Below are 17,194 nucleotides of genomic sequence, written 5' to 3' on the forward strand. Positions count from 1 at the left end.
CCGTTTGCAAGGAGGTCGGCAAACGCGAGCGGCGTAACGCGGCCGGACGCCGCCCGTCACTCGCCTGAGGGTGGCAGAGCTCCTTGCGGCGCTGCGATTCCGTTAAAGCCGATCCCCGGTCCGAGTATGAAATCGTCGCTGGCGTGTGTCGGCAGCGTTTCGCGCGCGACGTCGAGCCATGCGCGCGCCGCGTGCGACAGATAGCCGTTGCGGCGCCAGCCGATCGCCATTTCCCATGGGATCTCCGGTTCGACGACCGGGCGGCAGGTGAACTGCGCGGGATCGAGCCGCCGGCAATAGGGCGCGGGCAGCAGCGCGATGCCGACGCCAGCCAGCACCAGCGCCGCCATGAAGTCCCAATGCGCGCTGCGTCCGACGATCGCGGGCGCAAATCCCGCCGCGCGACACGCGTTCAACACGACGTCGTTCAGCGCGAGGCTTTCGCCGTAAAACACGAACGGCTCATTGGCGAGTTGGGCGAGCGGCACCTCGTTCAACGCATCCCAGCGCGAGCCGGCGCGCGCGACGAGCCACAACAGCTCGCGCGACATCGGCAGCACGTCGATGTTGTCGGGGTCGACCGGCTGCAACACACCGCCCAGTTCCAGTTCACCGTTGATCAGCGCGGATTCGATCGCGCGCGAGCCCTGCTCGAACAGCTTCAGCTCGATCTTCGGATAGCGCTGGCGGAACGCGGCGATTGCGGGTGTGAAGAGCGCACCGCCCATCGGCGGAATGCCGATTGCCAGTTCACCGCGCCCGAGCGTGTCGAGATCGTTCAGCTCGGCCTGCAATTGCGCGTGCGCGGCGAGCACGTCCTGGCCGCGCTGATAGACGATCCGGCCCACGTCGGTGAGAACCATCTGGCGGCCGTCGCGCAGCAGCAGCGGCGAGCCGATTTCGTCTTCCAGCGACTTGACCATCTTGCTGATGGTCGGCTGCGTGACGAACATCTGCTCAGCGGCGACGGTGAAGCTTTGTCGACGGACCACTTCGACGAAATAGCGCAGCGCGCGGAGTTCCATGGGCGTGGCCTCCAGAATTCCAGTTTGGAATGGTCTCGATGATTGTAAGTCATTTTGTTTATGGCGCGGCTGGCCCCATACTAAGTGCCTTCCACGCCAGCCAGGGGATTTCATGTCCGCGCCAGTTTTCGCCCGTTCCGCGCGTCCCGCCGGTGGCGGTTCAAGTGGGGACGCGGGTGGCTGCGGCCGTGTCGCACGCATCGCCGTGCAAAGCGCCGCGATCGCGGCGCTGTGGATCGGCGCCGATTTCATCGTGCGGCGGCTGCATCTGCCGGTGCCGGGCGGCGTGGTCGGCCTCGTCGTGCTGCTCGCGCTGCTGTTCTGCGGCGGTATCGCGCCGCGCTGGGTCAAGGCCGGCGCGGACTGGCTGCTGTCCGACATGCTGCTGTTCTTCATTCCGGCGGCGGTCGCCGCCGTGCAATACGGCGGCCTGTTCCGCGCGGACGGCTGGCGCCTCGCGCTGGTGGTGATCGCCGGCACGCTGATGGTGATGGTCGCGGTGGCGTTCGCTGTCGATCAGGCCGCGCGCGTCGAACGGCGTTTCGCGCTGCGCCGCGTGCGGGTTGCGCGTAAGGCAGGCAGTCTGTCGCGCGAGTGCCGATGAACCCGCTCCCGTTTGCTTCGCTGTTGGCCGACGACGCCTCGCGCCTGATCGCGGCCGGCTGCCTCGTGCTGACGATTGCGCTGTACTTCGCGTCGAAGGCGCTGTATGCGCGCGTGCGCTCGCCGTGGCTCACGCCGATGCTGACGGTGCCGGCCGCGCTGGTCGCGATCGTCGTACTCGCGCACATTCCGTATTCGCTTTACTTCGAGGACACGCGCTGGCTGATGTGGCTGCTCGGCCCCGCGACGGTCGCGTTCGCCGTGCCGATCTACGAGTACCGCGCACTGTTGAAGCGCCACTGGATCTCGCTGACCGTCGGCGTGACGGTGGGCATTCTGGTCGGCGTCGGCGGCTCGCTGATGCTCGCGAAGCTGCTGCACCTGTCGCCAGACTTGCAGCGCAGCCTGATGACGCGTTCGGTGTCGACGCCATTCGCGCTCGCGGTGTCCGACAGGATTCACGCGCCGAAGGACCTGACCGCGCTGTTCGTGATCGCGACCGGCGTCTGCGGCATGCTGTTCGGCGAAATCGTGCTCGCGTTCGTGCCGCTGCGCACGCGGCTCGCGCGCGGCGCGCTGTTCGGCGCGGCCGCGCACGGCGTCGGCACCGCGAAGGCACGCGAGCTCGGCAGCGAGGAGGGCGTAGTGTCCAGCCTGACCATGATGATCGCCGGCGTCGCCATGGTGCTGCTCGCACCGATACTGGGGCTGCTGCCGATCTGAACCAGCGCGCTGCCGCACCATCCGGCGCGCGCCGAAGTCATCTCGATTTGCTACAATCGCCGTTCGTCTTCGAGGAGCGTTGCGACGGGTACCGCGAATCCGCATTCGCCGGCCGCCCGCCAGGCTCGAAGGCTTCAATTGGCAGCACGGAACGCGCTTGCGCGATTCCGAACGCTGCCTCAAACCGCGCTCACGTCACATTTCTAGTCAATTTCTTAGAAAGGAGGGCGTGATGAACGCCGCAGTCATCGATTCCCAGAACCAGGATTACGTTGTCGCCGACATGTCGCTCGCCGCTTGGGGCCGCAAGGAACTCACGATCGCCGAGACCGAAATGCCCGGCCTCATGCAGACCCGTGATGAGTACAAGGCGCAGCAGCCGCTGAAGGGCGCGCGCGTCGCCGGCTCGCTGCACATGACGATCCAGACCGGCGTGCTGATCGAGACGCTGACCGCGCTCGGCGCGGACGTACGCTGGGCCTCGTGCAATATCTTCTCGACTCAGGACCATGCCGCCGCCGCGATCGCGCAGGCCGGCACGCCGGTGTTCGCGTTCAAGGGCGAATCGCTCGATGAATACTGGGAGTTCTCGCACCGCATTTTCGAATGGCCGAACGGCGAGTTCGCCAACATGATCCTCGACGACGGCGGCGACGCGACGCTGCTGCTGATCCTCGGCTCGAAGGCCGAAAAAGACCGCTCGGTGATCGGCAAGCCGACCAACGAGGAAGAAGTCGCGCTGTACAAGTCGATCGCCGCGCACCTCGAGATCGACCCGACGTGGTACTCGAAGCGCCTCGCGGCGATCAAGGGCGTCACCGAAGAAACCACCACCGGCGTGCACCGTCTGTATCAGATGGAGAAGGAAGGCCGCCTGCCGTTCCCGGCCATCAACGTCAACGACTCTGTCACGAAGTCGAAGTTCGACAACCTGTATGGCTGCCGCGAGTCGCTCGTCGACGGCATCAAGCGCGCGACCGACGTGATGATCGCGGGCAAGATCGCGGTCGTGGCCGGTTACGGCGACGTGGGCAAGGGCTGCGCGCAATCGCTGCGCGGTCTGGGCGCGACCGTGTGGGTCACCGAAATCGATCCGATCTGCGCGCTGCAAGCGGCGATGGAAGGCTACCGCGTCGTGACGATGGAATACGCGGCCGACAAGGCCGACATCTTCGTGACCGCGACCGGCAACTACCACGTGATCAACCACGATCACATGAAGGCGATGCGTCATAACGCGATCGTCTGCAACATCGGCCACTTCGACTCGGAAATCGACGTCGCGTCGACCCGTCAGTACCAGTGGGAAAACATCAAACCGCAAGTCGACCACATCATTTTCCCGGACGGCAAGCGCGTGATCCTGCTGGCCGAAGGCCGCCTCGTGAACCTCGGCTGCGCGACGGGCCACCCGTCGTTCGTGATGTCGAACTCGTTCACGAACCAGACGCTCGCGCAGATCGAACTGTTCACTCAGGGCGCGAAGTACGAAAACAAGGTGTACGTGCTGCCGAAGCATCTCGACGAGAAGGTCGCGCGTCTGCATCTGGCGCGCATCGGCGCGAACCTGACCGTGCTGTCCGACGCGCAGGCCGGCTACATCGGCGTCGACAAGAACGGTCCGTTCAAGCCGAACCACTACCGCTATTAAGCACGCGGCCGTCCGCGGCTCCATGCGCGCATTCGCGCGCCCGGCCACGCGGGCGGCACTAGAAGCTTGACGGTCCGATCTCGGGGCGGCGCGCAATGCGCCGCTTTGTTCGCCAGCGCCGCTTTTCGTTTGCTGGACATCTTCTCCGCAAAGGTGCTTACAAGGAGTTCTACATGACCGTGCTGCTGACCTGGCTCATCAACGCGCTCGCGCTGCTGATCATCACCTACATCGTTCCGTCGATTCATATCCGTAGCTTCGGTACCGCGCTGATCGTCGCGATCGTGCTCGGCCTCATCAATACGGTGCTGCGGCCGCTGCTGATCCTGCTGACGCTGCCCGTCACGATCCTCACGCTCGGACTCTTCATTCTGGTCGTCAATGCGCTGTGCTTCTGGCTGTGCGCGTCGCTGCTGAAGGGCTTCGAGGTGTCGGGCTTCTGGTCGGCGTTCTTCGGCTCGATCCTGTACAGCGTCGTGTCGTGGCTGCTGTCCGCGCTCATTTTCGGCAACCGCAGTCTCGCTTGACCTTTTTGACCATGAATCCGATCGAACTCTCATTCGAATTCTTCCCGCCGAAAACGCAGGAAGGCATCGACAAACTGCGCGCGACGCGCGCGGAACTCGTGTCGCTCAAGCCCAAGTTCGTGTCCGTCACGTTCGGCGCCGGCGGCTCGACCCAACAAGGCACGCTCGATACCGTCGTCGATATGGCGAAGGAAGGTCTCGAAGCGGCGCCGCATCTGTCGTGCATCGGCTCGTCGAAGGAAAGCCTGCGCGCGATCCTTAACGAGTACCGCGCGCACGGGATCCGCCATATCGTCGCGCTGCGCGGCGATCTGCCTTCGGGCATGGGCGCGGTCGGCGAGCTGCGCTACGCGTCGGAGCTCGTCAGCTTCATCCGTGCCGAGTTCGGCGACTGGTTCTGGATCGAGGTGGCGGGCTATCCGGAATACCATCCGCAGTCGCGCTCGCCGCGTCACGATCTCGAAAACTTCGCGCGCAAGGTGAAAGCCGGCGCGAACTCGGCGATCACGCAGTACTTCTTCAACGCGGACGCGTACTTCCGTTTCGTCGACGATGCGCGCCAGCTCGGCGTCGACGTGCCGATCGTGCCCGGCATCATGCCGATCACGAACTTCTCGCAGCTGATGCGCTTCTCCGAAATGTGCGGCGCCGAAGTGCCACGCTGGATCGCGCGCCGGCTCGAAAGCTTCGGCGACGACCGCGAGTCGATCCGCGCGTTCGGGCTCGACGTGGTGACGGATCTGTGTCAACGGCTCGTCGATGCGAAGGTGCCCGGTCTGCACTTCTATACGCTGAACGCGGCCACGTCGACCAAGGCGATCTGCGAAAGGCTCGCCGTGTAACTGCAATGCCCGCGCGGCCGCGACGGCCGCGCGGACCCCGCCAGTCTGGCATGGGTCGCAAATTTGTCCCAAATAGCGTGGTAAGTCCCTGTTGAAGCTCATTTTTGGGCTGTCTATCATCGAAACGCAGCCAACCCGGCTGCTGTGCGGAGGACGATATGACAGTGACAAGAAAGACTGCGGCACACCGACGGTTCGCGCTTCACCCGTTCTGCCTGCCGGCTCTCGCCGCGCTCGCGGTCGCCACCAGCGGCCTCGTGCCCGCCGCGTCGCAGGCGGCCACGCTGCCCGACAAGACGCTGGTCTTCTGCTCCGAAGGCAGCCCGGCGGGCTTCGATACCGCGCAATACACGACCAGCGTCGAGTTCAGCGCCGGCTCGTACACGGTCTATAACCGGCTCGTCGAATTTGCGCATGGCAGCACGGACATCGAGCCGGGTCTCGCCGAAAAGTGGGACGTGTCGCCCGACGGCCTTACCTATACGTTCCATCTGCGCCACGGCGTCAAATTCCAGACCACGTCGTACTTCAAGCCGACCCGCGAATTCAACGCGGACGACGTCGTGTTCACCTACGAGCGCATGCTCGATCCCGAGAACCCGTTCCGCAAGGCGTATCCGGTCAATTTCCCGTACTTCAACGACCTCGGTCTCGCGAAGAACATCGCGAAGATCGAGAAGGTCGATCCGTACACGGTGCGCTTCACGCTGAAGGAAGTCGACGCGCCGTTCCTGCAGCAGATCGCGATGCCGTTCGCGTCGATCCTGTCGGCTGAATACACGGATCAGCTGCTCAAGGCCGGCAAGGCGTCCGATATCAACCAGTACCCGGTCGGCACCGGTCCGTTCATCTTCCGCAGCTATACAAAGGATGACACGATCCGCTTCGACGGCAATCCCGACTACTGGAAGCCAGGCGTCGCGAAGGTCGGCAAGCTGATCTTCGCGATCACGGTCGATCCGGCCGTGCGCCTGCAAAAGCTCAAGCGCGGCGAATGCCAGGTGATGTCCTATCCGCGCCCGGCCGACATCCCCACCGTGAAGGCCGACGCGTCGCTCGCGATGCCGAGCGAAGTGGGCTTCAACCTCGGCTATATCGCGTACAACACAACCAAAAAGCCGCTCGACAACGTGCTCGTGCGCCGAGCGCTCGACATGTCGGTCAACAAGAAGGCGATCATCGAAGCGGTCTACCAGGGCGCGGGCCAGGCCGCGACCAACCCGATGCCGCCGACGCAATGGGGTTACGACAAGAACCTGAAGGACGCGCCGTACGACGTCGACAAGGCGAAAGCGCTGCTGAAGCAGGCGGGCTACCCCGACGGGTTCGAGCTGACGCTATGGGCGATGCCGGTGCAGCGCCCGTACAACCCGAACGCGCGCCTGATGGCCGAAATGCTGCAGTCGGACTGGGCGAAAATCGGCGTCAAGGTCAACATCGCCACGTACGAGTGGGGCGAGTACATCCGCCGCGCGCATGCCGGCGAGCATCAGGCGATGCTGATCGGCTGGACGGGTGACTACGGCGACCCTGACAACTGGCTCGGCGTGTTGCTCGGCTGCGACGCGGTCAACGGCAGCAACTTCTCGAAGTGGTGCTATAAGCCTTACGACGATCTGATCAAGCAGGGCCGCAGCACCACCAACCTGGCCGATCGCACCAAGGCCTATACGCAGGCTCAGGAGATCTTCAAGGACCAGGTGCCGTTCACGCCGATCGCGCATTCGACCGTCTATCAGCCGATCAGCAAGAACGTGACGGGCTTCAAGATCGATCCGTTCGGGCCGACGCAATTCCTGGAAGTTGGGGTGAAATAAGCGGGCGCGGCGCGTTTTTTGCGCCGCATTCGTCACCGGGCGGCTCGAATGGGCCCGCCCGGCCCGTGACAAAACCGTGGCAAAACGTTTGCACGAAGTGTTTCCTGTCGTCAACGGAGGGATTTTGCTCCGCTTGGTCGCCGGCCCAAGCTCAAGTAATATCCCGCTACGCCGGCGCAAGCCGGCCCCGAACCTGGAGGAAACATGAAGCAAAACAATCTGTTGCGCGTCGCGCGTAGATCCACGCTCGTCGCTGCCGCAGCGGCATCCCTGCTTGGCGTCACGAGCGCGCAGGCTGCTGGGATCCCGAACAAAACCCTTGTTTACTGCTCGGAAGGCAGTCCCGCGGGTTTCGATCCGGCCCAATACACGACGGGCGTCGACTTCACGGCCAACACGTTCACCGTCTACAACCGCCTCGTCGAGTTCGAGCGCGGCGGCACCAAGGTCGAGCCCGGCCTCGCGGAGAAGTGGGACGTGTCGCCCGATGGCAAGACCTACACGTTCCATCTGCGTCATGGCGTGAAGTTCCAGACCACCTCGTTCTTCAAGCCGACGCGCGAATTCAACGCGGACGACGTGGTCTTCTCGTTCCAGCGCATGCTCGACCCGAACCAGCCGTTCCGCAAGGCATATCCGGTGCAGTTCCCGTACTTCACCGACATGGGCCTCGACAAGCTGATCACGAGCGTCGAGAAAGTCGACCCGTACACGGTCAAGTTCACGCTGAAGGAAGTCAACGCGCCGTTCATCCAGAATCTGGCGATGGAATACGCGTCGATCCTGTCGGCTGAATATGCGGATCAGCTGCTCAAGGCGGGCAAGGCCGCCGACATCAATCAGTTCCCGGTCGGCACCGGCCCGTTCATCTTCCGCAGCTATACGAAGGACGCGACGATCCGCTTCGACGGCAATCCCGACTACTGGAAGCCGGGCGCGGTGAAGATCTCGAAGCTGATCTTCTCTATCACGCCGGATGCCGGCGTGCGCGTGCAGAAGATCAAGCGCGACGAATGCCAGGTGATGAGCTATCCGCGCCCGGCCGACATCGCGCCGCTGAAGGCCGAGCCGAACATCGACATGCCGTCGCAACCGGGCTTCAACCTCGGCTATCTCGCGTACAACGTGACGCACAAGCCGGTCGACAAGCTCGAAGTGCGTCAGGCACTCGACATGGCGATCAACAAGAAGGCGATCATCGACTCGGTCTACCAGGGCGCGGGCCAGCTCGCGACAAACCCGATGCCGCCGACGCAATGGTCGTTCGTCAAGAACCTGCCGGCCGCCTCGTACGATCCGGCCAAGGCGAAGGATCTGCTGGCGAAGGCGGGCTACCCGAACGGCTTCGACCTCACGCTGTGGGCAATGCCGGTGCAGCGCGCGTACAACCCGAACGCGCGTCTGATGGCGGAAATGATCCAGGCGGACTGGGCGAAGATCGGCGTGAAGGCGAAGATCGTCACGTACGAATGGGGTGAGTACATCAAGCGCGCGCACGCTGGCGAAGACGACACGATGCTGATCGGCTGGACCGGCGACAACGGCGATCCGGACAACTGGCTCGGCACGCTGCTCGGCTGCGAGGCGATCAACGGCAACAACTTCTCGAAGTGGTGCTACAAGCCGTTCGACGATCTGATCCAGAAGGGCCGCACGACTTCGGACGTGGCGACGCGCACGAAGATCTACGGCGACGCGCAGCATATTTTCGCGCAGCAACTGCCGTTCTCGCCGATCGCGCACTCGACCGTCTATCAGCCGGTCAGCAAGAAGGTGGTCGACATGCGCATCGAACCGCTCGGCTACGCGCGCTTCGACGGCGTCAGCATCAAGTAATCCGTAAAGTTCAAAAAGTACGCCGCAACACAGTACACTTTTCGCACGGTTAGAAAACTGGTCGAAATGGTCCGGCGACCGGGGTCACGAGCCCTCGTCGCCGGTTGCGTTTTTTCATCACCAGTACCATGGGAGCGAACCATGTTCCGCTTCGTTTTGCGCCGCATCGGCATGGTGATACCGACGTTCATCGGCATCACGATCCTCGCGTTCGCGCTGATTCACCTGATCCCGGGCGACCCCATCGAAGTCATGATGGGCGAGCGCGGCGTCGATCCGGCCATGCATGCGGCCGCGATGCACCGCCTCGGGCTCGACGAGCCCTTGCCAATGCAGTACTTCCACTACATCGTCCGTGCCGTGCACGGCAACCTCGGCACGTCGATCATCACCAACACGAGCGTGATGGGCGAATTCCTCGCACGCTTTCCCGCCACCGTCGAACTGTCGCTCTGCGCGATGCTGTTCGCGCTGATCGTCGGCCTGCCGGCGGGCGTGTTCGCGGCGCTGAGGCGCGGCACGGTGGTCGACCACGGCGTGATGGGCACCGCCCTGACCGGCTACTCGATGCCAATCTTCTGGTGGGGCTTGATCCTCATCATGGTGTTCTCGGTCAAGCTCGGCTTGACGCCGGTGTCGGGCCGCATCGCGGTCGAATACGACATTCCGCACGTGACCGGCTTCATGCTGATCGACTCGCTGATGTCCACCGACGAAGGCGCGTTCAAATCCGCACTCAGTCACCTGATCCTGCCCGCGATCGTGCTCGGCACGATTCCGCTCGCGGTCGTCGCGCGCATGACGCGCTCGTCGATGCTCGAAGTGCTGCGCGAGGACTACATCCGCACCGCGCGCGCGAAGGGGCTGTCGCCGGGACGCGTGATCGTCGTGCATGCGCTGCGCAATGCGCTGATTCCGGTCGTCACCGTGATCGGCCTGCAGGTCGGCACACTGCTTGCGGGCGCGGTGCTGACCGAAACGCTGTTTTCATGGCCGGGCATCGGCAAGTGGCTGATCGACGCGATCGGCCGGCGCGATTATCCGGTCGTGCAGGGCGGTATCCTGTTGATCGCCACGCTGGTGATCGTCGTGAACCTCGTCGTCGATCTGCTGTACGGCGTGCTGAACCCGCGCATCCGCCATACGAGGTAAATCACAATGGCTGATATCCAAAACACCGTCCCCCAAGCGGTCACCCCGCCGAGCGGCCGCGCCATCGCGGCACGCGAATTCTGGGCGAACTTCTCGCGCAACCGCGGTGCGGTCGGCGCGGGCATCATCGTGCTGGTGCTGGTCTTCATCGCGATCTTCGCGCCGCTGATCGCGCCGCACAGCCCGATCGAGCAATACCGCGACTCCGTGAAGATCCCGCCCGCATGGCTCGACGGCGGCAACTGGAAGTTCATTCTCGGCACCGACGAAGCGGGCCGCGACATCCTCTCGCGTCTGATGTACGGCGCGCGGCTGTCGTTCTGGATCGGCTTCGTCTCGGTGGTCCTCGCGCTGATTCCGGGCGTCGTGCTCGGCCTCGTCGCCGCGTTCTTCGAGAAATGGGCCGACACGCCGATCATGCGCATCATGGACGTGCTGCTCGCGCTGCCGTCGCTGCTGCTCGCAGTCGCGGTGGTCGCGATCATCGGTCCGGGTCTCGTCAACACGATGCTCGCGATCGCGATCGTCGCGCTGCCGGGCTATGTGCGTCTGACGCGCGCGTCCGCCCAGGGCGAGTTGCAGAAGGAGTATGTGACCGCTTCGCGGGTCGCGGGTGCGAGCACGTTGCGGCTGATGTTCTCGCAGGTGCTGCCGAACTGCACCGCGCCGCTGATCGTGCAGGCAACCCTTGGCTTTTCGTCGGCGATTCTCGATGCCGCCGCGCTCGGCTTCCTCGGCCTCGGCGTGCAGCCGCCGTCGGCGGAGTGGGGCGCGATGCTCGCGTCGGCGCGCGATTACATCGACAGCGCATGGTGGATCGTCACGATGCCCGGCCTGTCCATCCTGATCTCGGTGCTTGCGATCAACCTGCTCGGCGACGGGCTGCGCGACGCGCTCGACCCCAAACTGAAACGGATGGCCTGATCATGAGCAATCTACTGACCATCCGCAATCTCGCGGTCAACTTCGGTGGCCTGCCCGCGGTCGACCGCATCAATCTCGACGTCGCGCCGGGCGAAGTGGTCGGCGTGGTGGGCGAATCGGGCTCGGGCAAGAGCGTGACGATGATGGCGCTGATGGGCCTGATCGACGCGCCCGGCAAGGTTACCGCCGACGAAATCACGTTCGACGGCAAGAACCTGCTGAAGGCCTCAGCGAAGCAACGCCGCAAGGTCATCGGCAAGGACATCGCGATGGTGTTCCAGGACGCGCTGACGAGCCTGAACCCGAGCTACACGGTCGGCTATCAGATCAAGGAAGTGCTGAAGCTGCACGAAGGCCTGCGTGGCGCGGCGCTGGAAAAACGCGCGCTCGAACTGCTCGACCAGGTCGGCATTCCCGATGCAAAAAACCGTATCGGCTCGTTTCCGCATCAGATGTCGGGCGGCATGAACCAGCGCGTGATGATCGCGATGGCGATCGCCTGCAACCCGAAGCTGCTGATCGCCGACGAGCCGACCACGGCGCTCGACGTGACGATCCAGGCGCAGATCATGGAATTGCTGATGCGCCTGCAGAAGGACCGCGGCATGGCGCTCGTGCTGATCTCGCACGATCTGGCCGTGGTGTCCGAGGTTGCGCAGCGCGTCGCCGTGATGTACGCGGGCGAGGTGATCGAGACGAACAAGGTGCCGGACATCTTCGCCGCGCCTCATCATCCGTACACGGAAGCGCTGCTGGCCGCGATTCCCGAGCACAACGTGGGCGCGGTGCGGCTCGCGGCGCTGCCGGGCATGGTGCCGGGCCGCGACGACCGGCCCAAGGGGTGCCTGTTCGCGCCGCGCTGCAAGTACGTGATCGACGACTGCATGAAGGCCCGCCCCGCGCTCGCGCCGCTGCCCGCGCACGCCGAGCTCACGCGCGTGCGTTGCATCAAGCCGCTGAACCTCGAGAAGGACGCCAACGTTCACACGCAAGGAGGCGCCCGATGAGCGCAGTACCCGAAACCCGTCGCCAGTCGGATCGTACTGGCGATCACGTGCTCGTCGCCGACCAGCTCGCGCGCTACTACACGGTCAAGCGCGGCATGTTCGCGCACGGCACGGTGAAGGCGCTGAACGGAGTGTCGTTCGCGCTCGAACGCGGCAAGACGCTGGCGGTAGTCGGCGAGTCCGGCTGCGGCAAGTCGACGCTCGCGCGTCAGCTGACGATGATCGAAACGCCGAGCGCGGGCCGCCTGCTGATCGACGGCGAGGACGTGGCCGGCGCGAATCACGAGAAGATCGCGGCGCTCAGGCGCCGCGTGCAGATGGTGTTCCAGAACCCATTTGCGTCGCTCAATCCGCGCAAGACCGTCGAGCAGACGCTCGGCGAACCGCTCGCGATCAACACGCAGATGAGCGCGACCGAGCGCGCCGAGCGCATCGCGCAGATGATGCGCACGGTCGGCCTGCGGCCCGAGCACGCGAAGCGCTATCCGCACATGTTCTCCGGCGGCCAGCGTCAGCGTGTCGCGATCGCGCGCGCGATGATCCTTGATCCGCAGATCGTGGTCGCCGACGAACCGGTCTCGGCGCTCGACGTCTCGATCCAGGCGCAAATCCTGAACCTGTTCATGGATCTGCAGGACGAGTTCAAGACGAGCTATGTGTTCATCTCGCACAACCTGTCGGTGGTCGAGCATATCGCCGACGACGTGATGGTCATGTACTTCGGCGGCGTCGCTGAACTGGGCGACAAGCAGCGCATCTTCTCGAAGCCGCGCCATCCGTACACGCGCGCGCTGATGTCGGCGACCCCGTCGATCTTCGAGGCCGACCGCACGATCAAGATCAAGCTGCAAGGCGAAATGCCGTCGCCGCTGAATCCGCCGTCGGGCTGCACGTTCCATCAGCGCTGCCCGTACGTGATCGACCGCTGCCGCGGCGAGGAGCCGAAGCTGCGAGAAGTGGATGGCCGCCTGGTCTCCTGTCACCGCGCTGAAGAGGTGGGGGACGTGGATGCCTGATGTGGTGGCGGCGCGTCGTCTTGCGCGCCGCTTGTGTGAGGGCGGCTGGATAGCCGCCTTCGCGCGGCGCCGCGGGGCGCGTGCGCTGGGAGGCGCCGCGCCCTGCGGCGCATTTGCTGGAAGGTTCGCCGGCAAGTTTTTTCGCACGTTTCTCTGCGCGTTTGTTCATGCGCTCGCGCGCGCCTTTTTCTCCGTATTTCTTCCCGCGTCGCTGTCCGCTTTATTTCGCGTAGGCTGCGTGCTGTCGGTCGGCGCGGCCGTACCCTGCATCGCTCACGCGGCCGGCGCGGCGGCCAAGGCGCCAGCCCCGGCGGCCCGTCCTGCCGTCACGGTGCCAAGCCCGCCACCGCCGTCGATTGCGCCGCCCCCGGTCCCCGGCACCACGGCGAGCGGCCCGGTGCGCCAGCAACCGGCGCGCATGCCGTTCTATGTCGCGACGCGCGGCAGTACGACGATCTACGTGCTCGGCACGCTGCACGTCGGCGATCCCGCCGACTATCCGGCGGGGCAGCCGTTCCGCGCGCCGATCCTCGCGGCGCTCGCCGCGTCGCCGACGCTCGCGCTCGAACTGTCGCCCGACGAGCTGCTGGTGTCGCAGGACGACGTGTCGAAGTACGGCGTGTGCAAGCACGACTGCCTGCCGGGTCTGCTGCCCGAGCCGCTGTGGCACAAGCTCGCGTTGCGGCTGCGCGGCAACCCGGCCGCGCTCGATGCGATCAAAAAGATGCGGCCGTGGCTCGCGTCGCTGGTGGTCGAGACCTACGACTCGCTGTCTGCGGGTCTGCAAACGGAATACGGCACCGAAGCGCAATTGCAGAACGTCTATCTGAAGACGCGCGGCAAGATCGTCGGACTCGAAACGCTCGCGCAACAGATGCGCGCGTTCACCGGACTGTCGGCCGCGCAGCAGCGTGAGATGCTCGCGCAGGATCTGGTGCAGACGCCCGCGCAGAACGTCGAGGACGTGCGCACGCTGCATCGGCTGTGGCGGGTCGGCGATGCCGATGCGATCGCCGCGTGGCAGGCTGCCAAATCGGAGAAGCTCGCGCGCGACCCGCGCGTCTCCAATTCGATCGACAACCGGATCGTCTACGAGCGCAATCGCCGCTTCGTCGCGAGGATGCTGCAACTCGCCGCGCCGAACAAGCCGCTGTTCGTCGCGATCGGCGCGCTGCATCTGGGTGGGCCGAAGGGCGTGCTGCAGCTATTGCGGCGGCACGGCTTCGTGGTCGAGGCGGGTTGATCGGCGCAAGACCGTTTGCGTCTGCTCACATGCCGGTTGTCAAAACGACGCGCTTGTCAGCAGCCCTACAAAAACATCAAGAAATTCAACAGAAAGATATTGATCACCAGCAGCATCAACGCCGTCGGAATCTGCACCTTGATCACCGCATTCTTGTCGGGTAATTCGAGCAGCGCAGCCGGCACCATGTTGAAGTTCGCGGCCATCGGCGTCATCAGCGTGCCGCAGTAGCCGGAGAACATGCCGATCGCGGCCATCACGGCCGGGTTGCCGTGGAACACGCCGACGAGGATCGGCACGCCGACGCCGCCCGTCATTACCGGAAACGCGGCGAAGCCGTTGCCCATCACCATCGTGAACAGCGCCATGCCGATGCAGTACACGGCCACCGCGACGAAGCGGTATTCGAGGCTGATATACGACGTGGTCACGTGCGCGACCGCCTTGCCGACGCCCGCGTCCGAGAACACCAGACCGAGCATGCCGAGCATCTGCGGCAGCACCGCGGCCCACGACAGCGCATCGACGAGGCGGCGCGCTTCCTTCATCGACTGGCCGACCGTGTCGCGCGTGATCACACAGGCGATCGCGAGCGCGATCACGCAGCCGAGACCGAAGCCGATCAGCGTGACGTTGGCCTTCTCGATCAACGGCACACCGCCGAACACGAGATGGCTTGCCGCGAGCGTGATGATCACGGTGACGACCGGAATCGTCAGCGCCGGCACGAACAGCTTGTTGCGCAGTCGCGCGGCGCTCGTCTGACGTGCTTCGAGCGACAGCGTCTTCGGCTTGCCCGCGGTGACGCCGCCGAAGCCCGCGATCAGCGCCATCGCGATCACCGCGACGCCGACCACGGCCGGCGGCAGCCGGTCGCCGATCAGGAAGATCAGCGCGTAAAGAATCCAGAAGCCGCCCGCGGTGAGGCGGCGCGGATGCTCGCGGTCCGTGACGATCATGCCGCCGACGATCAGCAGCACGATGCCGAGCAACCAGAACAGATAGGTGATCGTGAAGGTCATGCTTCGTCTCCGGTAGCACGCGTGGCCGACGACGGCGTCGATGCGGCGGTCGCCTTCGCGGTCGACGTGCCGCCCGGCGCCTTACCGCGCAATTCACGCTCGAGCCGCCGGTCGAGCAGCCAGAGCCGGAAGCCATGCACGATGAACGCGCTGATCGCGGTCGGGATTCCCCACACGGCGACGTGAATCGGCTCGACGACGATGCCCGCTTCCTTCAGGAAAGTCGTCATCAGCACGATCGCGCCGAACGCGACGAAGATGTCCTCGCCGAAAAAGAGGCCGACGTTGTCGGTTGCGGCCGAGAACGCGCGCAGCCGGAAGCGCACCGCGTCGCCGATCTTGCCGAAGCGGTTCTCGGTCGCGCCCTCGGCCATCGGCGCGATCAGCGGACGCACCATCTGCGGATGGCCCCCGAGCCCGGTCAGGCCGACCGCGGCGGTCAGCTCGCGCACGAGCAGATAGACGATCAGCAGACGTCCGGCGGTCGCCGCCTTGATGCTGCTGATCCACGCCTGCGCGCGCTCGCGCAGGCCGTGTCGTTCGAGCAGGCCGATCACAGCGAGCGGCAGCAGGATGATCAGCGGGATGTTGCGCGTCTTGATGAAGCCGGTGCCGATCAGCGCGAGGATTTTTTCCGGCGGGAAATGCGCCGCGAAACCGGTGACGATCGCGGCGACGGCCACGATCAGCATCGGATTGAAGCGCAACAGAAAGCCAACGATGATGACGGCCACACCGATGAGCGGCCATAGACTGACAGTTGTCTGCATCAGGATCTCCAAGAGGTCATTCAACTTCGCCGCCGGTGGCGGCTGACGTGAACCGGAGCGTGCGGCCTCATGCGCCGGCTTGCTACCACGGCTCTGCGGCCGCGTCGAACTCTCTTTACCTGCCCCGTGAATGCGCGTCGGCATCCGTGGGTTTGCAGCGGGCATCGCGATTGATGCCGCGGCTGGCAAGCGCCCCGCATGGGTGCGGGGCGCTGGATCGGTCACGCGCGCCGGATCGGAGCGACGCGCGCAGTGGGTAGGACGGTGAGGCGAACGCTCAAGCGCGCGCGGCGCCCGCCGCGTGCACTTCGATGCCGGCGTCGGCGAGCGCGCCGCGAATGCGTCGCGCGAACGCGAGCGCATGCGGGCCATCGCCGTGCAGGCAGATGGTCTGCGCGTTCAACGGCACCCACTGTCCGTCGACGGCCTTCACGCGTTGCTCGCGGATCATCGCGAGCGTGCGCGCGAGCACTTCGTCCTCGTCGTCGAGCAGTGCGCCCGGCTCCTTGCGCGGCACGAGCGAGCCGTCCGCGCGATAGCCGCGGTCGGCGAACACTTCCTCGATCGCGGTCAGGCCCGCGTTGCGCGCGGCGCTCACGAGCCCGCTGTTGGCGAGTGCGAACACCGCCACGGACGGATCGAAATCGTGCACCGCGGAGACGATCGCGTCGGCGATCTTCGCCTCGCGTGCGGCCTGGTTGTACAGGGCGCCGTGCGGCTTCACGTGCGCGATGCGCCCGCCCTCGGCCTGCGCGATCGCCGACAGCGCGCCGAGCTGATACAGCACGCCCGCGTAGATCTCGTCCGCCGGCAGATCCATTTCCTTGCGGCCGAAATTCTCGGGATCGTTGAAGCTCGGATGCGCGCCAATCGACACGCCTTTCTGCACGGCCCAGCGCACGCAGTCGCGCATCGCGTTGGGGCCGCCCGCATGCCAGCCGCATGCGATGTTGGCCGAACTCACGAGGTCGAGCAGCGCCTCGTCGGAGCCGCAGCCTTCGCCGAGATCGGCGTTCAGATCGATTTCCATGGGGAT

Annotated in this window: 16 protein-coding genes and 1 riboswitch; of the genes, 12 read left to right on the top strand and 4 right to left on the bottom strand. The window is 65.1% G+C overall.

All coding sequences use genetic code 11. From position 1 onward, the window contains the following. Positions 1-56 precede the first annotated feature (56 nt). Positions 57-1,025 (bottom strand): LysR family transcriptional regulator, encoded by a 969-nt coding sequence (locus OKW45_RS33360; RefSeq protein WP_429473102.1) that lies wholly within the window; start codon positions 1,023-1,025, stop codon positions 57-59. A gap of 112 nt (positions 1,026-1,137) precedes the next feature. Between OKW45_RS33360 and OKW45_RS33365 the strand changes: the two genes are divergently transcribed. The 12 genes from OKW45_RS33365 to OKW45_RS33420 all read left to right on the top strand — a co-directional run bounded on the left by OKW45_RS33365 (position 1,138) and on the right by OKW45_RS33420 (position 14,366). Beyond that, the gene (locus OKW45_RS33365; protein ID WP_429473103.1) at positions 1,138-1,629 is read left to right on the top strand and encodes a CidA/LrgA family protein; all 492 of its coding nucleotides are present in this window, start codon (positions 1,138-1,140) and stop codon (positions 1,627-1,629) included. Continuing rightward, on the top strand, positions 1,626-2,351 hold the full coding sequence (locus OKW45_RS33370; protein ID WP_429473104.1) for an LrgB family protein: 726 nt from the start codon (positions 1,626-1,628) through the stop codon (positions 2,349-2,351). The genes OKW45_RS33365 and OKW45_RS33370 overlap by 4 nt, the downstream gene beginning before the upstream one ends. Before the next feature lie 65 nt (positions 2,352-2,416). After that, positions 2,417-2,550: riboswitch (S-adenosyl-L-homocysteine riboswitch) on the top strand. 33 nt (positions 2,551-2,583) lie between these two features. Next, positions 2,584-4,002, top strand: coding sequence for an adenosylhomocysteinase (gene ahcY, locus OKW45_RS33375; protein WP_429473105.1), 1,419 nt, complete (start codon positions 2,584-2,586; stop codon positions 4,000-4,002). A gap of 173 nt (positions 4,003-4,175) precedes the next feature. Then, positions 4,176-4,529 carry a phage holin family protein gene (locus tag OKW45_RS33380; RefSeq protein ID WP_018418731.1) on the top strand — a complete coding sequence of 118 codons (354 nt, stop codon included), beginning with the start codon at positions 4,176-4,178 and terminating at the stop codon, positions 4,527-4,529. A gap of 11 nt (positions 4,530-4,540) precedes the next feature. Next, positions 4,541-5,371, top strand: a complete 831-nt coding sequence (gene metF, locus OKW45_RS33385; protein WP_184009087.1) for a methylenetetrahydrofolate reductase [NAD(P)H] — start codon at positions 4,541-4,543, stop codon at positions 5,369-5,371. A gap of 158 nt (positions 5,372-5,529) precedes the next feature. Beyond that, positions 5,530-7,188: an ABC transporter substrate-binding protein gene (locus tag OKW45_RS33390; RefSeq protein ID WP_018418729.1), complete on the top strand. Its 1,659-nt coding sequence runs from the start codon at positions 5,530-5,532 to the stop codon at positions 7,186-7,188. Positions 7,189-7,392: 204 nt separating this feature from the next. Beyond that, the gene (locus OKW45_RS33395) at positions 7,393-9,024 is read left to right on the top strand and encodes an ABC transporter substrate-binding protein (RefSeq protein ID WP_429473106.1); all 1,632 of its coding nucleotides are present in this window, start codon (positions 7,393-7,395) and stop codon (positions 9,022-9,024) included. 141 nt (positions 9,025-9,165) lie between these two features. Next, positions 9,166-10,176, top strand: coding sequence for an ABC transporter permease subunit (locus tag OKW45_RS33400; protein WP_018418727.1), 1,011 nt, complete (start codon positions 9,166-9,168; stop codon positions 10,174-10,176). A gap of 6 nt (positions 10,177-10,182) precedes the next feature. Further along, entirely contained in the window at positions 10,183-11,100 is a 918-nt protein-coding gene (locus OKW45_RS33405) for an ABC transporter permease subunit (protein ID WP_018418726.1), read from the top strand. Between the two features lie 2 nt (positions 11,101-11,102). After that, positions 11,103-12,107 (top strand): ABC transporter ATP-binding protein, encoded by a 1,005-nt coding sequence (locus tag OKW45_RS33410; RefSeq protein ID WP_429473107.1) that lies wholly within the window; start codon positions 11,103-11,105, stop codon positions 12,105-12,107. Then, positions 12,104-13,123 (top strand): peptide ABC transporter ATP-binding protein, encoded by a 1,020-nt coding sequence (locus OKW45_RS33415; RefSeq protein WP_018418724.1) that lies wholly within the window; start codon positions 12,104-12,106, stop codon positions 13,121-13,123. Before OKW45_RS33410 ends, OKW45_RS33415 begins: the two co-directional genes overlap by 4 nt. Continuing rightward, positions 13,116-14,366: a TraB/GumN family protein gene (locus tag OKW45_RS33420; RefSeq protein ID WP_429473404.1), complete on the top strand. Its 1,251-nt coding sequence runs from the start codon at positions 13,116-13,118 to the stop codon at positions 14,364-14,366. Before OKW45_RS33415 ends, OKW45_RS33420 begins: the two co-directional genes overlap by 8 nt. A gap of 65 nt (positions 14,367-14,431) precedes the next feature. Here OKW45_RS33420 and OKW45_RS33425 read toward each other — a convergent pair whose 3' ends face one another. From OKW45_RS33425 to pxpA, 3 genes are all read right to left on the bottom strand, one after another. Further along, positions 14,432-15,388, bottom strand: a complete 957-nt coding sequence (locus OKW45_RS33425; RefSeq protein WP_018418722.1) for a DUF979 domain-containing protein — start codon at positions 15,386-15,388, stop codon at positions 14,432-14,434. Next, positions 15,385-16,158, bottom strand: coding sequence for a DUF969 domain-containing protein (locus tag OKW45_RS33430; RefSeq protein ID WP_018418721.1), 774 nt, complete (start codon positions 16,156-16,158; stop codon positions 15,385-15,387). The genes OKW45_RS33425 and OKW45_RS33430 overlap by 4 nt, the downstream gene beginning before the upstream one ends. 277 nt (positions 16,159-16,435) lie before the next feature. Next, complete coding sequence (pxpA, locus tag OKW45_RS33435) at positions 16,436-17,188, bottom strand: 5-oxoprolinase subunit PxpA (protein ID WP_018418720.1); 753 nt, start codon at positions 17,186-17,188, stop codon at positions 16,436-16,438. Positions 17,189-17,194: the final 6 nt, after the last annotated feature.

Source organism: Paraburkholderia lebeckiae (assembly GCF_050436225.1).
Classification (GTDB): domain Bacteria; phylum Pseudomonadota; class Gammaproteobacteria; order Burkholderiales; family Burkholderiaceae; genus Paraburkholderia; species Paraburkholderia tuberum.